Genomic DNA, 22,327 nt, shown 5'->3' on the forward strand with positions numbered 1-22,327 from the left:
AGCTGCCAAGTGTTTCCCTCTTCTACGTGGTTCATCGATCAGACTCCCAGATGTCTGCACAACTGCATAAAATCCGTCATTTCGCATACATATCCTTCGACGGAGTATATCGGACAAACTTCGGCCGCAAGCAAAAAGTCCGGCATGGAGGGGACAAGAATGAATCCGGATTCGACTCTGCAGAAGATTCATTTGGAGATTCAAGGAATGACCTGTGCAGCCTGTTCGGCGCGCATCGAGAAGGCAGTGGGCAAAATAGAGGGCGTGCGGGAGATAGCGGTCAACTTGCCGCTGGGACGCGCCGCAGTGGTCGTTGAATCCGATGCGGTGCTGAACGCCCGAATTCTCGAGCGAATCGGGCAGTTGGGTTATACAGCCAAAAAGCTTGAGGAGAGGAGTAAACGCGAGGAAGACTTATCCGGTCTCGGAATAAGGCTCATTGTGTCCGTTCTGCTGACGCTTCCGCTTCTGTGGGCCATGGTCCGCCATTATACGTTTACTTCCGGAATTTGGATCCCCGAACTGTTCCTCCAACCGTGGTTTCAGTGGGCTTTGGTTACGCCCGTCCAATTTGTTATCGGCGCTCCCTTTTATTTCAATGCCTTTAAAGCTTTGAAAAGCAAAAGCGCAAATATGGATGTGCTAGTGGTTCTCAGTACGACCAGCGCATATTTATACAGTCATTACATGACGATGCGTATGATACGTTTTGGAGAGTCGAGCCCTCATGCGGTGTATTTCGAGACGAGCGCGATGATTATTACGGCGGTGCTTCTAGGCAAATGGCTGGAGAACTCCGCCAAAAAAAAGAGTTTGAAAGCGATTCGCGAGCTGCGCCGGCTGCAGCCGGAGACAGCGACCGTAATCCGCAGCGGGAACAAGGAGGCCGTCTCTTTGGACAGCATAGAAGCCGGAGAAACGCTGATAATTTTTCCCGGAGAAACGATTCCCGTCGACGGGGAAGTGCTGGAAGGACGAACTGCGGTGGACGAATCTTTTATCACAGGGGAGTCCGTGCCGGCGGAGAAACGGCGGCAGGACCGTTTAGTCGGCGGTTCGCGCAATCTTGACGGCGCGATAACTATGAAGGCGACGGCTGTCGGAACCGAAACGGCATTGGCCAAATTGATCCGCTTGATGGAGGACGCCCAAGCTTCAAAAGCAGACATTCAGCGCTATGCGGACCGTATCGCATCGGTTTTTGTCCCCGCGGTGCTGGCCCTTGCGCTGTTCACGTTTTGTATTTGGGCGTTGTGGCTTACACCCGGCGAGTTCGGGAGCAGCTTGTTTAAAGCGATAGCGGTGCTCGTCATCGCTTGTCCTTGCTCGCTCGGGCTTGCGACGCCGACGGCCATCGTAGCCGGTACGGGCCGAGCCATTCAGGCCGGGGTATTGTTTAAGGAGGGCAAGTACGTCGAACTGCTCCAGCAAATAAATATCGTATTGCTCGATAAAACGGGGACCGTTACTTACGGATCTCCCAAGGTTACTGATTTCATTACGGATAGCGATCAGGAGCATCGTCTTCTTCGGTTGATCGCGGCTGCCGAGAAACGTTCGGAACACCCTTTTGCCAAAGCGGTCGTGCGGGAAGCTGTCCGAAGAAGTCTGAACGTGAAGGAGCCGGAAGCATTTCAATCTGTTGCGGGTTTTGGCGTTATGGCCAAAGCGGAGCAGCGCGACATTCTTGTCGGTTCCAAAGCCTTCATGAACGAGCACGGGATTTCATTAGCGAGATATGCGGAAATATGCGATCGCTTGGAGAGGGAGGGCAAAACGGTTTTGCACGCAGCCGTCGACGGCACACATGCGGGACTCATTGCTCTGCAGGATACGATGAAGCCTTCCTCGCCTCAGGCGATACGGCGGTTGAAGAAGCTGCGCACAGAGGTTGTGATGGTCACGGGCGATCAGCGCAGGACCGCCAATGTGATTGCTGCTCAAGCAGGCATCACTGCCATATATGCGGAAATGCTGCCGCAGGACAAGGTGCAATTGGTAAAAACGCTCCAGCAAAAAGGGAAAAGGGTGGCGATGGTAGGCGATGGCATCAATGATGCTCCGGCATTAGCGGCGGCGGATATCGGGATTGCCGTCGGGACGGGAACGGAGGTTGCGAAGGAAGCGGCGGACGTAAATTTGCTGCATAGCGATCTGGGAGGCGTTGCGGATGCGATCATGATCAGCCGCAAAACGATGCGCACCATTCGTCAAAACCTCGCCTTTGCTTTGCTGTACAACGTCCTGGCGATTCCTTTGGCGTTTATGGGCTGGATGACACCGTGGCTTGCGGGGACTGCTATGGCTCTTAGTTCGGTATCCGTCGTTGCCAATTCATTAAGGCTTCAAGGAACCGTACTCCCCGGCAGGCTTGAGTACAAAGTTTTAAAGTTTGGACATAATATTGAACTCAAATAGCTCGACTGAGCCATTACATATTTCAATCTGATTTCCTATGCTTGTGTTAGCAAGATTTCATCAAGGCTTGAACATAAACTTCGAAAGGATTGAACCCGAATGAAAAAACCTGTCACACTGGCGGCGATCGCACTTTGCATCGTTGCAGCGGTTGTCGTTATATTTGTCGAACTTCCCGGTAACGCGTCTTCGAATAGCTCGCCGCAGGACATAGCTTCGCTGGAAGCGCAAGGATATCAGGTCGCTTCTATCGATGTAACCGACGACGGTTTCGATACGGATCATATTGAGCTCAAAGCCGGAGTTCCGGCGAAGATCAATTTTAAAAAGGAAACGGGCTTCACCTGCATAAAAAGCGTTCAGTCCAAGGACCTGGACTTCGACATTTATTTAAACAAGGGAAACAATTTCGTAACCCTGGAGGATTTAAAGCCGGGAACGTACAAATTCAACTGCGGCATGTATATGTATTATGGAACAATTACCGTTCAATAATGCCGATCCGATATGAAATTTTTCATCCGGCACAGACGGGACTTTGTGCATGAGGCGCAACTGTTCATTTTTTGTAACAATTTGTACGCGGGAATAGCCCGATAGAGTCATGTCCGTTCGAAGGACCGTGAGGTAACATGAAGTCTGGAGAAAATGTTCACATCCGGATATTTATGGGGGTTATTTTAATATTGTACACAGGCAGAGTACTCAAATTTTCACTATTTTTATGCATGTTGATCCTAATTGCCGCCTGTTCGGACACTTCAAACTCCACAGGCAAACAAACCGGTTCGCAAGTGAAGCGGTTGACATTCCTCTTCAACTTTTCAAGCCAGACCATCGATCCGCACCTCGATTACACGCCGCTGCGGGCAGGAGTCGCCGAAACGCTCGTCAAGCTGGGCGAAGACTTGAACATTCAGCCTTGGCTGGCCAAAGAGTGGAGCAGTCCTGACGGGCAGCATTGGACATTCGCGATCAGGGACGGCGTTACGTTCCAAAACGGCAGCAAATTGGATGCCGGAGCAGTCAAAAAATCGATTCAACGGGCGATGGAACTTAACCCCGGAGTCAAACAAGTTTTGAAAATCCAATCCATGGAAGCCAAAGGGCAAACTTTGCAATTCATTACCGAAAAACCGTTTCCGCAATTTCCGTCCGAGCTCGTTCATCCCAACACGGCGATTGTTGACGTATCCGCGCAAGAGCCGGATAAAAAGCCTATAGGTACGGGGCCTTTTCAAGTGGCTTCGTTCGTTGCCGGAAGCTCGCTCCAATTGGAGCGATACGACGGATACTGGGATGGGGCGGCCAAGCTCGACCGCGCCAGTTTTAATTTTAATGAAGACGCGAACGCCCGATTGTCTGCGTTGATGACCGGGGATGCCGATATTGTATATCGTCCGCCGGTAGAAAGCATGGACAAGATGAAGCAGAACCCGGCGCTCCATATGGATTCCGTCGAAAGCTTGCGAACGCATGAGCTTATTTTCAATACGAACCGCACTGATTTTCAAAACAGCAGCGTCCGGAAGGCGTTCGATGCGCTAGTTAATCGGGAGGAGTTGAAGAACGTCATTATGGGCGGGCAAGCGACCGTTGCGCAGGGGCCTTTTTTGCCGCAATTCCCGTTCGTCCCTTCGTATGAGTCGAAGAATACGGGCCTGGATGCAGCCAGAAAATGGTTCAAGGATGCCGGTTATCAGGTCGAACAAGGCAAAGTCAGCGGCAAGGACGGCAAGCCTTTGACCTTGAAGCTTGTAACCTACGCCTCCCGGGCGGAATTTCCGCTGCTTGCCCAAGTGCTCCAATCGCAAGCCAAAGAGCTTGGCATCACGATAACTATCGATCAGGTCGATAAATACGAGAACTATTTGCTGACCGGCAACAACTGGGATTTGGGCACGTATAGCCCATTGATTGCCCCGCGCGGCGATGCCAGTTACTTTTTAAATGTAGCTTTTAAGCCCGGAGGCTCGCTGAACTTCGGTAAAATCAACGATAAAGAGCTGAACGCCACGATCGAAGAGCTGGATCAAACGGTAGATGCCGCGAAGCGCAACGAGCTGATCAGACAGGCGCTGGCGAGAATCGATAAGGAAACGTACTATTCTTACCTCGTTCATCCGAATACGCTCGTTGTTTATAACGATAAGGTGAGCAATTGGGTGACGAGCAAAAGCGAGTACTACATGCTGACGAATCAGCTGGATGTGGAAACGAAATGAAAGTTGTATGGAAAAGAAGCATAGAACTTGTCCTGTTTATTTTTCTGCTCTCGTTAATCAGCTTCGCCTTTATCAAGCTGGCGCCCGGAGATGCGGTCAGGGAAATGCTCAGATCGGACGACGTAGCACTGACGGCTGTGGAAATTGAACGGCAAAAAGAGATGATGGGCTTGGACCGTTCTGTTCTTGTTCAATACGGCAGCTGGCTCTCCCATTTTGTCCGATTGGATTTGGGCGTCTCGTATATGACGAACCGGCCTGTAAGTGAAGAGCTGCTGAGCAAAATGCCCGCAACATTGCTGTTGACCTGCACCTCTTTGGCCATCCTGTTGATCATTGCATTGCCGCTCGGAACTTTGTCGGCCTTATATCCCGGCCGGTTTATAGATCGCGCAAGCCGTTTTATCGCCGTGATCGGCACCTCCATCCCTAGCTTTTGGCTAGGGCTTCTTTTTATAGAGGGGCTGTCGGTGCGGGCCAAGCTGCTTCCTTCCATGGGAGCCGGGAGCGCGGCACATCTGGTTTTGCCTTCGCTGACGCTGGGTTTGACCATGGCGGCGGTCTACGTTCGGCTCATTCGTTCGAGCCTTATCGAAAGTCTGGGCCAAGACTTTATCCGGGGAGCGCGGGCCAGAGGAATTGCCAAGGGCAAAATTTTGCTTTATCACGCTTTTCGGCACGCCCTTGCGCCCGTTGTCACGATGTTCGGGGTGAGTGTGGGCAGCTTGCTTGGCGGTACGGTTGTCATTGAAACGCTGTTCGCTTATCCGGGCATGGGCAAATTCATCGTGGATGCGATCCGGAGCAGAGATTACCCGGTTATACAGGGATATATGGTCTGTATGGGCGTGGTCGTGACGTTCATGCACATCCTCGTCGATTTGGCCAACCATTGTCTGAACCCGGAAATTCGCTTGAAAGGGGAGAGACGATGAGAAAATTAGGCGAACATCCCCCTACGCGGGCGGGCAAGCTCGGCTTTGCCGCTTTATTCGCGGCTGCAGCGGTTCTGTTCTGCTCGCATTTCTTCATTCCGCACGATCCGTACTCGGTCAATCTTCCCGCACGGCTGCTGCCGCCGAGTTCGGAGCATTGGCTCGGAACGGACGGTCTTGGCAGGGACGTATTCTCGCGACTGCTCGTCGGAGGGCGGAATACGGTCGGCACAAGCCTGATCGTTCTCGCTGCGGCGCTTGCCGTCGGCATTCCTGCCGGATTGGTGTCCGGGTATGCGGGCGGCCTGACGGACCGTTTATTTATGCGCGTGTCCGATTCGTTTCTAGCGTTTCCCGATTATATGATCGCCATTGTCTTAAGCGGACTGCTGGGTCCGGGTATTCTGAAGCTTATGTTCGTCATCGCCGCAGTCAAATGGATTGCCTACGCCCGAATCGTTCGGAACAGCGTTATTTCCGAAAAGCATAAGGATTATGTCGCAGCCGCCCGATTGAACGGCTTGAGCCCGTTTCGCATTGCAATGAAGCATTTGCTTCCTCATGCGGTCATCCATGTCATTGTCATTGCATCGCTCGACATCGGCAAAATCATTCTCATGATCGCATCGCTTTCCTATATCGGGCTCGGCGTTCAGCCGCCTGCACCGGAATGGGGGGCGATGCTGAACGAAGGACGCGCGTATTTTCATAACGCTCCGCACTTGATGCTCGTGCCGGGGCTGGCTATCATGCTGTTTGTTCTGCTCTCCAATGCAGGCGGTGACTGGATTCGCGGCAGGTTCGATATCAAACGCAGAGGGGAATGAAGGCGCATGACGGTTTTGAAGATAAGCGGCTTGAATTTGCGCGCGGGGCGGCGGCCAATTGTCCGCGATCTGGACCTGTCTGTCGGAGCAGGGGAATGGGTTGCTTTGATCGGTGAAAGCGGCAGCGGTAAAACGTTGACCGGTTTATGCGCGGGGGGCCTGCTTCCGGACGCCGTCACGGTGGAATCCGGCAGCATTTGGATCGGCGGACAAGCTTTGGCGGAGCTTTCGGAGAAGCAGGCAAGCCGGCTGCACGGGAAGGAAATCGCTTATATTTTTCAGGACTATACGGGCATGTTCAGCCCTTTTATCCCATTAGGCAAACAGCTGGATGAAACGCTGCAAACACACTTTTCGCTGGGGCGCAAGGAGCGCAGGGAACGAATTTTGCGCATCCTGGAAAAAGTTCATTTGCCTGCAAAGCAAGTATATGATAGTTATCCGTTCCAATTGAGCGGCGGCCAACTGCAGCGGGTATCTATTGCGGCGGCGATGATGCTTCAGCCTAAACTGCTTATAGCCGATGAACCGACCACTGCGCTGGACAGAGTCACCGGAGAGGAAATACTCGGATTGATGGCCGGATTAAAAGAGAGGACAGGCTGCTCCATTCTGTTCATTACCCATGATCTGAGGCATGTTAGGCGTTATGCGGATAAAATAGTCGTGATGAAAAGCGGCTGCATGGTGGAGTCGGGCGATGCCGCGGCTGTGCTGCAGGAACCTTCGCATCCATACACGAAGCAGCTTTTTGCCGCTGCGCCCGTTTTGCAGCAAACGGCCTGTTCGGACGTGGAGCGGGAAAGTGGCGCTGTTCCGGAAACAGGCGTTCTTCTTGCCGTGCACGACATTGCCAAAACGTATCCCAAAGGAGTTAGAGCGCTGCATGGAGTGTCGCTTACGGTCAGACCCGGCGAGTGCTTGGGGCTTGTGGGGGAAAGCGGCAGCGGTAAAACTACGTTAGCCCGGTGTTTATTACTGATGGAAAAACCGGATGCCGGGGAAATATGGTTTCAGCATATGCGGCTTGACAAGCGGAGCGGTGGCGGGCATAAAGCTATCGGCGGCCGTGTTCAAGCCGTGTTTCAAAATCCTTCCTCCGCTTTAAACCCGCGGCTGACCGTGCTGGATTCGCTTATGGAGCCGCTGGATGTATTCAAGGACAAAATGCCCGCGTTTCTTGGGGATTTAAGAAACAACCGCAGCCAAGCGGCAAAATTGCTGCTGGAACTGGTGGGGCTTCCGGCCGATGCGCTGCACCGGTATCCTCATGAGCTGAGCGGCGGCCAGAAGCAGCGTGTTTCCATCGCCAGGGCAATCAGCATCGAGCCCTCTTTCATTATTCTCGATGAGCCGACGTCTAGCCTGGATACGCTCGCTCAAGCGCAGATTCTCAAGCTGTTAAAGGGGCTGCAGGGACAGCTCGGCTTTTCCTGTTTGTTCATCTCTCACGATTTGGCCGCCGTCCATTTCATGTCCAGCCGGATCATGGTCATGCAAAACGGACGGGTGATCGATGAGTGCGGCAGGGACGGCTTATTTGCTCCGGATCGACATGAATATACGAAACGTCTGTTAAGACTGTGAGAGGTTACAGTTGTTTTTTTTGCGGCCACGGCGGCAAGCGGGGAATGTGGAGTGCGTGGTAGTAATCTATCGCGATGAGAAGCATTGATGTACAGGGGTTTGCAATCAAAAGTAAATATGTTCCTGCATTCAAAAAATGCGAGTGGAGTTGAGTGCGGGAACATATATCCCTTTTACGCACAAGGCATGTGGAATGCGTGGTAAGGATATATCGGGATAAGTGAAAATAGCATAGTCTATCCTATTGAGTCTAGCCCTTTTGATTGGTGAGAGGGCTATTTGTCGTTAATTTATATTACCAATGAAACAAGGCGGTATGTTTTACCACAGTTCATACATTTTATAGTGTCTTTTTTGAAGTTAAGCATCAATCGTGATTTCTCCTTAAGCTAATGTTAACATTAGGCGTCGAAGAAATTATATTTTTCAATACGGAAATGAATAAACACGAAGTCAAGTTAGAAAAAACTCAACTTCGTGCATTTTAAGGATAACTGAGTGTACTACTCAGCGAGTGTGAAAGTTAAAGATTTTTATTTCCTTTTACCTCCACTTTGATGACAAATTGAACATACCCTTCATCCCAACGAGCTAAATAAGCGTAAGTATGTGTTCCTTCGGTATAAGGTACGACTATTTCATTTTTGGAATTATCCAACAGGGTTGAATCGTTCGGGCTTAATACTTCAGAAATTTTTTCGATTTTATTGGGTTCTCTATCAAAAGAAAGTATGATTTTTGAATTAGGTGGAATAACGACAGGGTGGACATTTACTTCATACGCTGAACCTTCCCCATAATCATGCTTTTTTTGCCAAGTGGAAACATGTATCCCGACTGGGATTTTAATATCTGTCCCCTCAACATACGGAGTGGAAGTAGGCATAGGCTTGTCATTTGAACAAGCGCTTAATGTGAATAGCAATCCAATGAATGCGATTAGTAGTTTTATTCGCATCAATAAATCTCCCTCTTACGTTGATATTAAATCATAAAAGAGGAAAGGAGATTCCCTTCCTCTTCCATATTCTATCTTAAAACGACCATCTCGCCAGCTTGGATTTTTGCATTAACTCGATCTTGCAAAGTTTGATCCGATGTCCAAAGTATGCCATCTGTCAAGATGTTCCAGCAGTCTCTCCCCTTCTTATTGTTAAACAAGTCCATGTCAGTATGTTGCCTTCCAGTAAAACCATCGAATACAGTTTGATAGTACACATTATCGTGGTCTTCGTGTGCTGTTGCCCACGTAACTGCATCCGCTTTGCTAATGTATTTGCACATCAATGCATTCCAAATGGCATGGCGAAACGCATCTTTTTTTGTTCCATTGCCATCCAACGTGCCGTATAAATAATGGCTATCTGAAAAAGATACGGCTTTATCTTTACAATAATTCACAAGTAAAGCATTGGCAGGCGAAGCAGTTACTAACACTTTTTCTGCGAGGGTAAGGCTTTTCCATGTGGAGTTATAAGAATCACTAGTTAAAGTGAATCTTCCCTCTGTATCTATCTTTTTGTCAAATTGAGAGATAAGTTCTTGTGTATTCAAGTTAGGATTTTCTTTTTTGAAATTTTCCACGTCTTTGAATAACCTTACCGCATTACTATCAAATGTTAAACCGCTGAATTTAGGATCTGAAAGAACCTCGTCCACGCTTTAAATTTTTTCACTTTGAATATAGTTTGGCGCTGACTCAATAGACTGTGATGAATATTGGCGGTTTGCATCTGAATTAGCTGCAAAGGCAGATAAGCCATTAATTGCACACCCTACAACAGTTGCCAAAGCGACAACCATAACTTTCTTGTTTGAAACCATAAATACACTCCTCGTATTTAAGAATAGTAGATGATAATAAGAAGGTAGTTAAGTAATTTCATAATTTACTACCCTTATCAAAATCACTTTCATATCATACCAATTAATTCTATATTTTAGGATAGTTCGCATGGACTAAATTGTAAGAAATGTTATCATATACCTTGCGAGGAATTTGAGCCTCATCACACTAACATACTTAAAAAGCTCATTGAATGATGTAATATTCGTATTTTCCTTACTCGTTTGTTTCAATGAAATATATGATTTATCGAGAGGATTAACTGATTGACTGTTATATTGTGAAGCCCTCTTGATCGTTGAGAGGGCTATTTGTTTTCTCAAATATTGCAGATTAGAAAAGAGAGCGCCGCGGCTACGGACGAAGAGAAGAATATGGCGTAGAAGCAGTTGGGAGAGTGGATTGTCTATAATCGAGAAGATAATCGAATTAAATTGACGGTTTGCTACAAGTAAAATATGTCAGAGATAAGTAAGCCGCCACAATTGGTAGGCTTATTTTCTTATGCAGTATGGGCATGTTTTCATAATTATTCGATTTCAATAACCGGCAATTCGACAGTAAGAATAGGTCAAAGCGGTTCTTACATCAGCCATGTTTATGATAATGGCAATGAGGTGTTTGATCAGTCGGTGCAATGGAGTATTCGAAACCAGGATAACTCCACACCTATTATGGCGACAATTACGGCACGTACAGAAAATAGCATAACGATTAGAGCAGGAACTCCATCCAGCTACGTGAATAAATACATCGTTTTGTCTGCCGCGCTATCGAGTGACACAACTATTATATTTGAGAAGACGATTCAACTTAAAAATCTATTTTGATTTCATACATATTCGGCTTACCTTTTCGGGTAGGCCATTTTTTATTTTCAATTATAAAAGGAGCCAATTACATATGAAGAAAAAATCCATCGACTACATGCTCAGCTTGAGCCTACTCAAACAACTGAAATCCCAAAATCTAATCACCGAAGAAGAGTTTTTGGAGATCGATTTATTGAATAAAAAATCCTTCAACAGCCCGTAGATTGGGTTGAAATGGACTTGATGATGTGCCGGGACAATTATAACATGTGACTGCAAAAGGAATATATTTGAGGGGGAATCGTATGGCAAAAGTATTGAAGAAGGTTGTTGTCGTACCTGTAAAAACATTGGAAGTTATGGACGGTATCCTACAACAAGTAAAGAAACGAGTAGCGGCGTACTGCAGGGTCAGTACTGATTCGGCAGAGCAAAAAGAGAGTTACGAGAACCAGTTGCGTCATTATACTCGAACCATTAACAATAATTCGGATTGGCAAATGGTCGATATTTACTGCGACGAGGGGATTTCGGGGACTAATACGAAGCACAGAGCTGATTTTAACCGAATGATACAGGATGCTAGAGATGGTAAGATCGACCTCATCTTAGTCAAATCGATATCGAGATTTTCAAGGAATACATTAGATTTGCTCAAGTATGTTCGCGAACTGAAGAGTCTAGGCGTAGCTGTTCTATTTGAAAAAGAAAACATTAATACACTTGAATCCTCCGGCGAAGTCTTTCTAACGATATTCAGTTCTATTGCACAGGATGAAAGTAGGAATATTTCTGAGAACTCTCGTTGGGGCATTCTGAAAGGATTTGCGAACGGCAAAGTATTCTGCAACACCACTCGCTTCCTTGGCTACGATAAAGATGAACACGGAGAACTGGTCATTAACGAAAAAGAAGCCGAAATTGTACGGCGCATCTACGAGGAGTATCTGGAGGGCAAAAGTTACGAAGCCATCGCCAAAGGCTTGATGCGAGACAAAATCAAAACGGTCACCGGCGGCGATAAATGGTGGGACTCTTCCATCACGATTATCCTGACCAATGAGAAATATTACGGAGCCTTGCTTCAGCAGAAAACAGTCTCAGTTGATTTTCTCACCCATAAGCGCATCAAAAATCACGGACAAGAACAGCAATATCTAATCGAGGATAACCATGAGCCGATTATCTCCAAGGAAATGTTCGAAGCGGTACAAAAAGAAAAAGAGCGCCGCGCCATGCTGAAGGGCAATACAATGGGCAAACGTAAAAAATACTCCAGCAAATATGCACTGAGCAGCAAAGTGTTCTGCGGATGCTGCGGAGCCAACTTTAAACGGCGAACATGGAACAGCAACAACGCATACAAAAAAGTCGTATGGCAATGCAGAACTTATGTCAATGAAGGTAAAGAAGCATGTGCTGCCAAGGCGGTTGATGAATATGTGCTACAAGATGCATTTGTGCGAGTGTTTAACCGAATGCATGAAAATAAAGATGGATTTATCCGAACGCTTAAGGCGAATATTGAAACCATATCCTTAACCCCTCTCACATGCAGCCATTCCTTTTCAGCCGCTTGCTGATATTGAACAGCCTCCTCCCATTCCAGCACAATCACCAAAGCAGATTCATCTACTTGGTTTTTCAAATCCGTTAGCAACTTCGATGATTTCTCGATTAATGGAGCAATGTGCTCCTGCTGCTCCACAATGAGCGATACATCATCAAACCTCTGACGCAAACCTTTTACAATCCAATCAGGCCAATCCTCCATAGCGCCTCTCCCCTTCCCTTCTTCGAGTGTGTGTATGTTAACTCTGATGGGAGGGGATGGCAAGTTGTTTCGTGAATTAAGCTTTCTTCTAGGAATTTTATGGATAATTTGAAGCCGGGAATATATACTGAGGATGTGGTCATATGTGGGTTATTAGTGATTATTGGTTTGAAAATTGAAAGAATGATTTTAGCGGGTAATATTTTAAACCTAGCACGTTCATAAAAAAGGTGGCTAATGACATTGAAATTTAAATTCAATAATAATCCAACATGGTTTAATATTGTCATTGCTCTAACTGTAATTATTCAGATCATTGGACTATACCATATACAAAGTCAATATTATAGAAGCTTAAGTCAGTTTACAATGGCTATTTTCTCCATTTCTTACTCGATTAAAGAAAGAAAAACCAACCCATTTTACGCTATATTGTTTTGTATCTTAGCTATTGTCTTTCTTTATATATCATGGAGTACTCTACAACTTCGACAAAGATGAAATAATAGTTTTATATTAACGTATGATTGTAATTAGTGGGAGTGAGTATATTGCAAGCAGTATTTGTAACTTGGCTCAGTTTCTTTATTGGTAGTTTCCTTCTTCTACGATTATTTAGTGCTTGGGCAATGACTCATTGGAAGAAGGAGTTGTCTATTGCATTTACCCAAGCGGTTATTTTTACGATTCTTTTGTTACTCATTTCTCATAACAAATCAGGTTAGGCAAAGTGAAAGCACGATTTTATGTAGAGAGTGGGTAGTAGGATGAAAATAAGTTTCAACAAAAAGGAACGCCCAGTAATAAAAGGGTTCGCATTTTTATTGCTAACTCTACTCTCGTTAGTTTTTACATTGAATCATCATTTGGGGTATTCGCTTGCTGATTCATGCTTAATAAAACTTGGAATTCCAACTTGGTCTAACGAGTATGAATCAGGTATCAATTTCCACTATACGATACTTATTGGATTACCACTATTTTTGATTGGATATAAATACAGTAGATTCTACCTGAAAAATGTGTACCCCTCATTCATGAGACGACTGATTTTCATCCTTATTGCTTTTATCTTTGCATACCCCATATTGACCGATAAAATGATGTATTTGATAAAATTCAACGTTTCAGGGTTGGATGCCGTAACCTATTACCAGAAGGAGAGTAAATGTACCTTTCGCTCAAATACAGAAACTTTAGGTAATATGTCTTGCAATTTAATTTTAGTGAACTACAGTGGAAATTCTATGGTCATATCAGTTAAGCCTAATATTGCAAAGACGAACTATTGGAAAGACATAAAGGAGCATTTTGAAGGAATTGAAATAGAACCAGTGAGTATACAATTATCACCACGTTCAAAAATGAACATAGGAACTGATTTCAAATTTAAACAGACAAGTCATTTTAATGGATCGGGAAGTATTGAAAACGTTGCCCTTGATATTGAGATAAACTGAATTTAAATTTTATAATTTACACGATGTAGGACGTAGAATGGCAATAGAAAGGAGATACCGTGGACATCTTCTTTAAGATTTTTATAGTGGTATGGCTTATTTTGATATATGCTTTAGTGATATTTCGTACTTTCATTCGAAAAAACGGCAAAAGATATCCGAGAGAGAATATTGGTCTAATTATTTTATCATTTATTATGGCGTTGAGTAATCAATTGACTATATACATGAAGTTCGGTGTTGGTTTGGTAGGTGTTACTCTTATGATCTTTGTTTTGATGATGCGGCGCCGTCAATGAAAGAGCAATTTTATGCGAGGTGAGTATAATGCAGAAAACCTTAATTCTTTACGCTTCCACTGAAAAAAAGAATAACTTAAATGAACTCAGCCAATTATTAAATGAGGGATGGAAAGTAATTAGTCAAAGTGCAATGGGCGGCGGTGGTGGAAACAGCTTTGTATTTTCTTTGGTGAATTTAGAAAAAGTGTAAATAACATAAAACATGGATTTTAAAACAGACCAATTCATAATTCATTACTCTAAAGTATAATCTTAATGTCGCCCATTATTTGTGAACTGCGAAAGGTGGAATGGTAGTGAGCAATTACTCTCTTAATATCAATTTCGATTCGGCAACCCTAAACAAAATCCAACAAGAAGGACTACAAATTATCATTGCCAAGCAAGCTACTAATAATGATCATTCTGTCTCATGGATTGCGTTTAACCCATTTGAGAAAAACACAGTTTCTTGGGAAGATAGTTATTCGATGTACACCTCAAACGTTTATAATCCTAATATCGAAAATCAACCTGATAATAACTTACCAGTTAACTTTCTGTCTAAAGATGTTGTTATAAATGGTCAATTGATATCTGGCAGTCCCTTCATAACTACAATGTTGACTACTTCCTTAGATGAGACAAATAGTCACGATTTCTCGAAACTCGCCGTCTATTTAGGAAATATTAATGATTCAGGCACAGAAATGACTGAGCAATCTTATGTGGTAGATTTTAATGGTGATGCCAAAGAATACACTTTAGAATACGATCCAAAAAACAATGTTTTCATAACCAAGGATTAATTTGCTGTGTTCGGTGGAGTCGGATCCATTGATACAAGGTGAAACGAAAATTCATGACTAACGAAGCAGAACACATGATTGAAGTTACTCAATCAACAGAAAAGGTAAACCACATAATTGTGGTTGTTCTTATAGTAAGATACAACTTTTGCTTTAGACCCTGCATTCGGAAGATTGTAATATGCTTAATGAAAGAGAAGTTTTATGTAAAAATGGATTCTGGAAGACTCAAGTGATTGAGACTATGCTGGGAGTGATAATTGCTGTATCTAATTAAAGGTCGGCCTAAAATGAGTTCGTTTTTAATGTCGGTAATTACAAGTGCTGTGCTAGCGTTTACGTGGCATATTGTTTTCTTTAGTCTAGCGTATGGAGATGGAGATGTTCCCAGTGATCGCTATATATACTACACATTTAGTTTTATTATCCTTATAACCACAGTAGTAGTTATTTTGTTTTTCAATAATAAAATGTGGTATATGTCTTTTCTCACAATTCCTTTTTGCATTTTGTTTGTGCTTATCTTTATCCCTGTGTTTTCAGAAATGCAGCCTAAAAAAGAAGATAGTCCGGCGTTAGGACTTCTCATATTATTTTTTCTTGCTTACATGTTAATGAGTATCGCGGTAGGCACGACCATCGGAAACTTAATTAATTTGATATTATGTCTTAGGAAGAGAATTCAATCGAGTAAATAAAATTCGTCTTTCATGTGTGCCGGGAAATTTTTTTGGTGTGTATTAGAATAGTAAGAAAAGATAATTTATAAGGGCGGCTGCAAAATGTCTATACTCAAAAGTATTAATTGCAAGCTAATGCATTTGAATCATAGATGCAATAAGTATGAGTACGCTTCTTTACAAAAAAAGCTTGAAATTTACTCAAACGCTTTGGATTTTATTCAATCAGATTACAGGGCATTAATGATTAAACTGTTAGATATTAAGTCTATGAGCAGCTTTTATAAAGTCACTGTGCCACTTACTGAACAAGCTCAAGTAAGTAATGAAGATTTTGTTTGTTCGTTAGCTCCAAGCGACTGTGAGGAATCCTTTGAGGAACTTGCTTATAATGAAAATAAATTAAAATATCGTTTCAAAGACTTCTCTCGAAAGTTCTCAACAGTTAATGAAGTATTTGATGATATGTTAAAGCTGTATAAAGAAAATAAAGAAAAAGATTATTTTCTCAAAGCAAATTTTGATTCTGAGGATGATCTTATTTGCGTCTATTTGCCAGAGTTTAAAAACCCGAGTTCAATTTCAACAATGTATTTATCATATGGGTTGTGTAGAAACCATCATAACAGAAGTTATATGGATGTTACTTATTATAGCGATGGCAGATTAGAAATAGATGAGTTCAATTCACATGTTGAAAGAAAAGGTCATGGGACATTTATGCTTCAATGCTTATTAGAAATGATACCTCGTTTCAACCTTGATATAGAGAAAAAGAATCAGCAAATGTATTCAGATTTACAACGTAGATATTCATCATGGGATGAATTTACAAGTTCAATTAATCATAATAATCCAATTAAATATATTCACGGTAAAATTAAGCCGAATAGAAACTTAACAAAGGAAGATTTGATTCGTTTCTACGATAGAAATAGTTTTATCAAAAATGGCAGGCTATACAGAGAAGTATGATAAACAACACAATTTCATGAGATATAATGAGGAGACAACTCATGTACAACTTAGAACTCGAATTTGAGTGGATTCCAGTACACGAAGAAATGAACAAAGTATACTATTTTCCTAATCCGTTAAATTCTTATATGAGAAAGGTTTATAAAAAGCCTGTCATATATCGTTGGAATGTGTATAGATATTCAGAAGAATGCAATATATGCTATATTGGGGAAACTTATAATTTTGCTGACCGATTAAAAGGCTACTTAAAACCAGGGTTATCTCAGACAACCAATATCAGGATGAACACCGCATTTGAGCAATATCAAACAGAGCAATACATTATTGATATTCAAATTATGCATATCCATAAGTTCTTATTTAACAATCGAGTCTACACAGAAGACAATTTATCAGATTCTAGTATTCGAAGGCTGATAGAGAACTTAGTTATTACAGAACATAAGCAAAATGGATACACATTGTTGAATGCTTAACACATATGATAGTGTGTTGTGATTAAACAAACTTTAATGGAAGTATGGATGGTGAAGAAGATAAAATTACTTTTTATTTGCAGCAGAAATAAGTGGCGTAGTTTGACTGCTGAAAAGATTTTTCATGGAAATAATGGTTATGATGTTAAATCTGCTGGAACAGAAGAAAATGCTCGAATTAGAGTTACATATGGTCATGTTGGATGGGCTGATATTATCTTTGTAATGGAGAAAAAGCACATCCGTAGGCTGAGAGATAAATGTGGGACTAAACTTTTAAATAAGAAAGTTATCTGTCTTGATATACCTGATGATTATCAATTTATGGATGAAGACCTCATTGGAATTCTTTATTCCAGAGTTTCCGAGTATATTGAACTTGGATGATAAAAGCCATCGGAATATATCCCTTTCGCCGTCTCGACACATGTGGAGTGCTGTGTGTCGCTTGTGAGAACGCAGTGATTTAGAGCCACATTTTCCTATTATGATAAACTCAAGTGTATTGCCGCTTGAGTTTTTTCAATTATTATGCCGGCCAAATATCGCCGAGCGCATTTTGCGGGAGTATTTGGACAGCCTGCCGATGTCGATTGGGCAATGCGATTAGCTTTGCTCCGCAGGCCGCCGATCCGGATTCTGGCCGTTTTCTACGGCTGACGGCTAAAGCAGGTGGCCAACCGGTCCGGCTCTAGTGGCTCGAAGTGAAAGGAGTCTGAGCTTTCATCCGGCTCTTTTCGCATAAAATGAAGGAATATGTCGAATCGAGGAGAATTTAACGATGTGACGTTCAATTATTAACGGTAGATAATTGGTGCGAATATGAAAATGGGACAGGAAACGGGAACGATGAGAAAACAATTGACGGTATTGATCTGCATGATCGGTGTGTTTACCGTTGTTACATTGCTATTCATCCATGAATGGCTAAATCCTGCTTTTCAGTATCCGGAAGCGCGAGGAGGGGAGTTGGACGCAAGACAATGGAATTTTGCAAAGCAAGGGATTATACCGTTGCGGGGAGAATGGGAGTTTTATGAGAACAAGCTGCTAACTGCCCAAGATTTTCATGCCCATGGAGAAACGCTGCAAGCGGAGCGCCGAATCGTTCGCGTTCCCGGAGGCTGGAAGGGTCTAGTTTCCTCCGGCAGCGGGTACGGCGCGGGTACATATCGTCTGCACATTAAGGTTGGCGATCCGGATTTTTATAGCCTTAGAGCCAAAAAGATTCGCATGTCCAGCCACGTATATATGGGGGGATCGGACCTCGGCGGCACCGGAATACCGGATTTGTCAGCAGATCGATTTGTACCTAGCAATCTGCCGTTTTTCGGTACGATCAAAGCGGATACCGCTACTATTGACATCATCATCCAAGTGGTTAGCTTCCGCTATCTGGAAGGCGGACTGGTGCAGGCGCCGGAATTTGGTTTAACAGCAGACGTAATGGGCAGACGCGACAATGCCCGTCTGGCGGACATGATTGTCATCACTACGATGCTTGTATTCGGGATTTATTTCGCAGGTATGTTCAAGCAATGGTGGGAGGAGCCCTATCTCGCATTTTTCAGTTTGTTCTGCTTGTCGTTAGGGTTATTTTTCAGCATCGACAACGAAATCGTCATGGCGACCTTGTTCCCAACGATTTCCTTTCTATTTTTGCAGAAAATGCTGTTTATCCTGCCCTACTTTTCGATCTTCACATTTGCCCTCTATGTCTACCTGTACCTGGACCATAGAGAACGATTGGGATTTAAGTGGCTGTGCCGGATTTCTTATGGATATTTGGCCATATTGGTCGCGATTCCTAACGAATATTTGGTCGATATTCTTTGGTCGGGGATCGTCCTGCAAATCACCGCTTTCGCTTTCATTCTTTTCTGGATTTTCCGCTATCGGGATCGCGGGGTTCAAGTTTACTATATTTTGTTGGGCGTATTTTTCCTCATCATTAGTTGGATTTATGCCCAAACACGCTATCAGTTGGCGTTGGACAACCCGTATTATATGATCGTAACGCCGTTGCTTCTCGTTCTATCGCAATCGTTCCTCATGTCGGACCGGGTTCGTGAGGCGTTCATGCGGAACGAGCGGTTGGCCGAGCAACTGATCGTGTACGATCGCCAAAAAGATGAATTTCTCCTCCATACGTCCCATGAGTTCAAGACGCCGCTGCATGGCATTATCAATCTGGCGCAGGTGGTCATCGACCAGAGTGGCGTAGAATTAGCGCAGCGGCAGCGTGAGAATCTGGATTTCATCATTGCCCAGGCGACCCGCTTGTCTACGCTGGTGAACGATATTATCGATTTTCAGAGTTTGCAGCGCCGAAGCCTGACATTCCATAACCGGATTTTCGATGTCAGCGGCACAGTTCAGGCTACTCTGGAAGCGTTGAACTATTTGCGCAGGAACGAACAGGTGAGGCTGGTCAATCAGGTGCAGCCGGGAACCTATTATCTGTTTACAGACGAAAACCGCCTGAACCAAATACTCGTGAATCTGGTCGGCAATGCGCTGAAATTTACGGAACGGGGAAGCGTGGCGGTGGCCGCAGAATCGCGAGAAGGCTGGCTTCGTCTGACTTTTGCGGATACCGGTGCCGGGATGAACGCGGAGCGGCGGCAGCGGCTTTTTACAGACGATCTGATGGGCGGCGGTGGGGAACCAACGGATTCGGCGTATCACTCTTCCGGTCTGGGTTTGAAAATATCAAAGGCGCTTGCGGTGCAAATGGGTGGCGATCTGGAGCTGCAATGGTCGGAGCCGGAGCGGGGTTCGGTGTTCGAGCTGCGGCTGCCGGAGGCAACGGCTGCGCAGAAGGAACGGGAGCCCGGCCAGGGAGAGGCCACGGCCGATCTGGAGCTGCAACCGCTACCCGGAGCGGGCACGCCGACGGCTGAAGACCCCTCGCCGCGTGCGGCGGAGCGGTCCGGCGAGGTGAAGATTCTGCTCGTCGATGACGATGCCTCCAACATTAAGGTGCTGCGGGAGCTGCTTGCACCAAGCCGTTATGAAGTTCTCGCGGCCTACAACGGAGCGGACGCGCTCAGGCTGATTGAGGAGCGCCAAGGCGATTTGTCGCTTGTCCTTCTCGATGTGATGATGCCTGAGATGTCAGGGTATGAAGTGTGCAGGCGCATTCGGGACGAGCATCCGATATACAAGCTGCCGGTTCTTCTCTTGACGGTGCGCAATTCGCCTGCCGATATTGCCGCGGGCTTTGAAGCGGGAGCCAATGACTTTCTGGTGAAGCCGTTCGACGGCAGAGAGTTAATGACGCGGGTGAAGACGTTGCTTCAGCTCAAGGAAGCGGTTCAGCATGCCGTTCAAGTGGAAACCCTCTTCTTGCAATCGCAGATCAAACCGCATTTTATTTATAATGCTTTAAGCGGCATTATATCATTGTGTTACAGCGACGGAGCGCGGGCGGGCAAGCTGTTGGGCGAATTCAGCAATTATTTGCGGCTCAGCTTCGATCTTGACCCTCATCATGCCAAAGTCAGCCTGAATCGAGAGCTTTCCCTGGTGAAATCTTATGTCGAACTGGAACAGGCGCGTTTCGGCGAACGGTTGAAGGTGGAATGGGACACGGACGCTTCTAGGGAGACGCTGATTCCCGCGCTGATCATTCAGCCGCTCGTCGAAAACGCGATCCGCCACGGTTTGATGAAGCGCATATCGGGAGGTACGGTCCTCATTCAAACGATTGCGGAGCAGCAGGGATTGCGAATTGTGGTTCAAGACGATGGAGTCGGCATGTCCGCGGAACAACGGGAAACGATCCTGTCGCCGGATCGATCGGGCGGCGGAGGCATTGGTCTTATCAACGTGCATAAACGGCTCATGAACGAATACGGACAAGGCCTGCAATTCGAGAGTGTTCAAGGGAAAGGCACGAAAGTGACGATCTCGATTCCTTCTCGTAAGCAACCAGACCGACCAAGCGGGTGAATGGGGAAATGAGAGCTATCGTCGTAGACGACGAACGATTAATTGCAGAGCATATTGACAGGCTTCTTACTGACGCGGGGATCGAAGTTTTGGGCTGCTTCACGAATCCTTATGAAGCGTTGGAGATGACGAAGGCGTTGCGGCCTGATGTGCTGTTCCTAGATATCGAAATGCCGGAGATGAGCGGACTGGATATCGCGGAGAAAGTATATTCGGACAACCTTGATTCGGAAGTCGTCTTTATTACCGCCTACAACCAATATGCCATCGATGCTTTTCGGGTGAACGCGCTCGATTATTTGCTGAAGCCGGTTATGGAGGAAGATTTGAACCGCTCGCTGGAGCGGATCAGGAAGAGACGAAAAGTGCGCGTGGAGACTCAGGGAAAGACCGGTAGCCCGCAAGTGGCAGTCTCTCTTTTTGGCAAGTTTTCCGTCTATCTCGGCGATAATCCGGAACCGGTTCGCTGGGTGACGTCCAAATGCGCGGAGCTATTCGCTTACATGCTCCTGCAGCAAGGTGATAAGGAAGTAAGCAAATGGCAGTTGTTCGAGGCGCTCTGGAACGAGAAAAACATGGAAAAGGCGGACATTAATCTGCGAAGTACCGTCAGCAGGGTCAACAAGACGCTGAGGGAGCTCCATGCAGGCATGGCGCTCGTCTCCGTCAGAAACGGGTATCGGCTGACAATGTCCGATGATGCGCTCATTGTCGATGCCGATTCATTGGAGCGCTTCGTGCTCGATTCCGTCGAGATCGGCCCGGAAAACCTGAATCGCGTCGAGCAGCTCGTCTATCGCTGCAATCCTCCGGTTCTGCAAGAGTTCAGCGGCGATTGGTGCGAGTCTTACCGGAACCGATATCGTCAGTATTTCCTTCATCTTGGAGTAAAGTTGCTCTCTTATTATGAGAGCGTGGAGACGGAACCTCTCAAAACGTTGCGCCTGGCGGAGATGTTGGTCGGCCATGATCCTTATAACGATTCGCTTAGGGCAGCGGCGATGAAACTCCATTATCAACTAGGAGGCCAGAAGCGGGCGGCTGCTTATTATGAAGCGTATGCCAAGCTTTTGAAGACGGAGTTGGGTGCGAAGCCGGGCGATGCGCTTGCCGCTTTGTTTTGTAAATTGACCGATTGAAATACATAAATGGAATAGACGTGCTAAAAGGAACCTGTGGTCCATACGGATCGGGTTCCTTTTCTTTTTGCAACAATTTTGCAACATCGCACGAGCTATGATGTCGTATGCGGTAATATTTTG

At 45.3% G+C, this 22,327-nt stretch carries 19 protein-coding genes; 16 read left to right on the top strand and 3 right to left on the bottom strand.

Annotated elements, in window-relative coordinates:
• The first annotated feature begins 159 nt into the window (after nt 1-159).
• The 6 genes from AC6RNO_RS28015 to nikE all read left to right on the top strand — a co-directional run bounded on the left by AC6RNO_RS28015 (nt 160) and on the right by nikE (nt 7,992).
• Entirely contained in the window at nt 160-2,418 is a 2,259-nt protein-coding gene (locus AC6RNO_RS28015) for a heavy metal translocating P-type ATPase (protein WP_497107502.1), read from the top strand.
• 99 nt (nt 2,419-2,517) lie between these two features.
• Complete coding sequence (locus tag AC6RNO_RS28020) at nt 2,518-2,913, top strand: cupredoxin domain-containing protein (protein ID WP_497107503.1); 396 nt, start codon at nt 2,518-2,520, stop codon at nt 2,911-2,913.
• Nucleotides 2,914-3,086: 173 nt separating this feature from the next.
• The gene (gene nikA, locus AC6RNO_RS28025; protein WP_497107521.1) at nt 3,087-4,643 is read left to right on the top strand and encodes a nickel ABC transporter substrate-binding protein; all 1,557 of its coding nucleotides are present in this window, start codon (nt 3,087-3,089) and stop codon (nt 4,641-4,643) included.
• A complete protein-coding gene (nikB, locus tag AC6RNO_RS28030) occupies nt 4,640-5,578 on the top strand; it encodes a nickel ABC transporter permease (protein ID WP_497107504.1) in 939 nt (312 codons plus the stop codon). The genes nikA and nikB overlap by 4 nt, the downstream gene beginning before the upstream one ends.
• Nucleotides 5,575-6,405, top strand: a complete 831-nt coding sequence (gene nikC / locus AC6RNO_RS28035) for a nickel transporter permease (protein ID WP_497107505.1) — start codon at nt 5,575-5,577, stop codon at nt 6,403-6,405. The genes nikB and nikC overlap by 4 nt, the downstream gene beginning before the upstream one ends.
• Before the next feature lie 6 nt (nt 6,406-6,411).
• Nucleotides 6,412-7,992, top strand: coding sequence for a nickel ABC transporter ATP-binding protein NikE (gene nikE / locus AC6RNO_RS28040; protein ID WP_497107506.1), 1,581 nt, complete (start codon nt 6,412-6,414; stop codon nt 7,990-7,992).
• 523 nt (nt 7,993-8,515) lie between these two features.
• On the opposite strand, the gene AC6RNO_RS28045 is transcribed toward nikE, so the two are convergent.
• From AC6RNO_RS28045 to AC6RNO_RS28055, 3 genes are all read right to left on the bottom strand, one after another.
• A complete protein-coding gene (locus tag AC6RNO_RS28045) occupies nt 8,516-8,950 on the bottom strand; it encodes a hypothetical protein (protein ID WP_497107507.1) in 435 nt (144 codons plus the stop codon).
• 71 nt (nt 8,951-9,021) lie between these two features.
• Nucleotides 9,022-9,651, bottom strand: coding sequence for a DUF6973 domain-containing protein (locus tag AC6RNO_RS28050; RefSeq protein WP_497107508.1), 630 nt, complete (start codon nt 9,649-9,651; stop codon nt 9,022-9,024).
• A gap of 3 nt (nt 9,652-9,654) precedes the next feature.
• Nucleotides 9,655-9,816 (bottom strand): hypothetical protein, encoded by a 162-nt coding sequence (locus AC6RNO_RS28055; protein ID WP_497107509.1) that lies wholly within the window; start codon nt 9,814-9,816, stop codon nt 9,655-9,657.
• Between the two features lie 925 nt (nt 9,817-10,741).
• Between AC6RNO_RS28055 and AC6RNO_RS28060 the strand changes: the two genes are divergently transcribed.
• The 10 genes from AC6RNO_RS28060 to AC6RNO_RS28105 all read left to right on the top strand — a co-directional run bounded on the left by AC6RNO_RS28060 (nt 10,742) and on the right by AC6RNO_RS28105 (nt 22,204).
• Nucleotides 10,742-10,873 (top strand): SHOCT domain-containing protein, encoded by a 132-nt coding sequence (locus AC6RNO_RS28060; RefSeq protein ID WP_488434441.1) that lies wholly within the window; start codon nt 10,742-10,744, stop codon nt 10,871-10,873.
• Between the two features lie 82 nt (nt 10,874-10,955).
• Nucleotides 10,956-12,233: a recombinase family protein gene (locus AC6RNO_RS28065; protein ID WP_497107510.1), complete on the top strand. Its 1,278-nt coding sequence runs from the start codon at nt 10,956-10,958 to the stop codon at nt 12,231-12,233.
• Between the two features lie 958 nt (nt 12,234-13,191).
• Nucleotides 13,192-13,884: a hypothetical protein gene (locus AC6RNO_RS28070; protein WP_497107511.1), complete on the top strand. Its 693-nt coding sequence runs from the start codon at nt 13,192-13,194 to the stop codon at nt 13,882-13,884.
• 327 nt (nt 13,885-14,211) lie between these two features.
• Entirely contained in the window at nt 14,212-14,376 is a 165-nt protein-coding gene (locus tag AC6RNO_RS28075; protein WP_497107512.1) for a hypothetical protein, read from the top strand.
• Nucleotides 14,377-14,482: 106 nt separating this feature from the next.
• Nucleotides 14,483-14,974 (top strand): hypothetical protein, encoded by a 492-nt coding sequence (locus AC6RNO_RS28080; RefSeq protein ID WP_497107513.1) that lies wholly within the window; start codon nt 14,483-14,485, stop codon nt 14,972-14,974.
• A 782-nt stretch (nt 14,975-15,756) separates the two neighbouring features.
• On the top strand, nt 15,757-16,629 hold the full coding sequence (locus tag AC6RNO_RS28085) for a hypothetical protein (protein ID WP_497107514.1): 873 nt from the start codon (nt 15,757-15,759) through the stop codon (nt 16,627-16,629).
• 41 nt (nt 16,630-16,670) lie between these two features.
• Nucleotides 16,671-17,111 carry a hypothetical protein gene (locus tag AC6RNO_RS28090; RefSeq protein WP_497107515.1) on the top strand — a complete coding sequence of 147 codons (441 nt, stop codon included), beginning with the start codon at nt 16,671-16,673 and terminating at the stop codon, nt 17,109-17,111.
• Between the two features lie 48 nt (nt 17,112-17,159).
• A complete protein-coding gene (locus AC6RNO_RS28095; RefSeq protein WP_497107522.1) occupies nt 17,160-17,498 on the top strand; it encodes a low molecular weight protein tyrosine phosphatase family protein in 339 nt (112 codons plus the stop codon).
• 462 nt (nt 17,499-17,960) lie between these two features.
• Nucleotides 17,961-21,065 carry an ATP-binding protein gene (locus AC6RNO_RS28100; RefSeq protein WP_497107516.1) on the top strand — a complete coding sequence of 1,035 codons (3,105 nt, stop codon included), beginning with the start codon at nt 17,961-17,963 and terminating at the stop codon, nt 21,063-21,065.
• Nucleotides 21,066-21,073: 8 nt separating this feature from the next.
• Nucleotides 21,074-22,204: a response regulator gene (locus AC6RNO_RS28105; RefSeq protein ID WP_474684707.1), complete on the top strand. Its 1,131-nt coding sequence runs from the start codon at nt 21,074-21,076 to the stop codon at nt 22,202-22,204.
• Nucleotides 22,205-22,327 lie beyond the last annotated feature (123 nt).

It is taken from the genome of Paenibacillus sp. sgz302190, assembly GCF_059820445.1.

Excerpts from the sequence above, each read along its gene's own strand:
- nikE (WP_497107506.1), top strand. The coding sequence starts at position 6,412 with ATGACGGTTTTGAAGATAAGCGGCTTGAATTTGCGCGCGGGGCGGCGG.
- nikA (WP_497107521.1), top strand. The coding sequence starts at position 3,087 with ATGGGGGTTATTTTAATATTGTACACAGGCAGAGTACTCAAATTTTCA.
- AC6RNO_RS28105 (WP_474684707.1), top strand. The coding sequence starts at position 21,074 with ATGAGAGCTATCGTCGTAGACGACGAACGATTAATTGCAGAGCATATT.
- AC6RNO_RS28070 (WP_497107511.1), top strand. The coding sequence starts at position 13,192 with ATGAAAATAAGTTTCAACAAAAAGGAACGCCCAGTAATAAAAGGGTTC.
- AC6RNO_RS28045 (WP_497107507.1), bottom strand. The coding sequence starts at position 8,950 with ATGCGAATAAAACTACTAATCGCATTCATTGGATTGCTATTCACATTA.
- AC6RNO_RS28020 (WP_497107503.1), top strand. The coding sequence starts at position 2,518 with ATGAAAAAACCTGTCACACTGGCGGCGATCGCACTTTGCATCGTTGCA.
- AC6RNO_RS28095 (WP_497107522.1), top strand. The coding sequence starts at position 17,160 with ATGGTGAAGAAGATAAAATTACTTTTTATTTGCAGCAGAAATAAGTGG.
- nikC (WP_497107505.1), top strand. The coding sequence starts at position 5,575 with ATGAGAAAATTAGGCGAACATCCCCCTACGCGGGCGGGCAAGCTCGGC.
- AC6RNO_RS28085 (WP_497107514.1), top strand. The coding sequence starts at position 15,757 with ATGTCTATACTCAAAAGTATTAATTGCAAGCTAATGCATTTGAATCAT.
- nikB (WP_497107504.1), top strand. The coding sequence starts at position 4,640 with ATGAAAGTTGTATGGAAAAGAAGCATAGAACTTGTCCTGTTTATTTTT.
- AC6RNO_RS28065 (WP_497107510.1), top strand. The coding sequence starts at position 10,956 with ATGGCAAAAGTATTGAAGAAGGTTGTTGTCGTACCTGTAAAAACATTG.
- AC6RNO_RS28060 (WP_488434441.1), top strand. The coding sequence starts at position 10,742 with ATGAAGAAAAAATCCATCGACTACATGCTCAGCTTGAGCCTACTCAAA.
- AC6RNO_RS28075 (WP_497107512.1), top strand. The coding sequence starts at position 14,212 with ATGCAGAAAACCTTAATTCTTTACGCTTCCACTGAAAAAAAGAATAAC.
- AC6RNO_RS28015 (WP_497107502.1), top strand. The coding sequence starts at position 160 with ATGAATCCGGATTCGACTCTGCAGAAGATTCATTTGGAGATTCAAGGA.
- AC6RNO_RS28090 (WP_497107515.1), top strand. The coding sequence starts at position 16,671 with ATGTACAACTTAGAACTCGAATTTGAGTGGATTCCAGTACACGAAGAA.
- AC6RNO_RS28055 (WP_497107509.1), bottom strand. The coding sequence starts at position 9,816 with ATGGTTTCAAACAAGAAAGTTATGGTTGTCGCTTTGGCAACTGTTGTA.
- AC6RNO_RS28100 (WP_497107516.1), top strand. The coding sequence starts at position 17,961 with ATGAGAAAACAATTGACGGTATTGATCTGCATGATCGGTGTGTTTACC.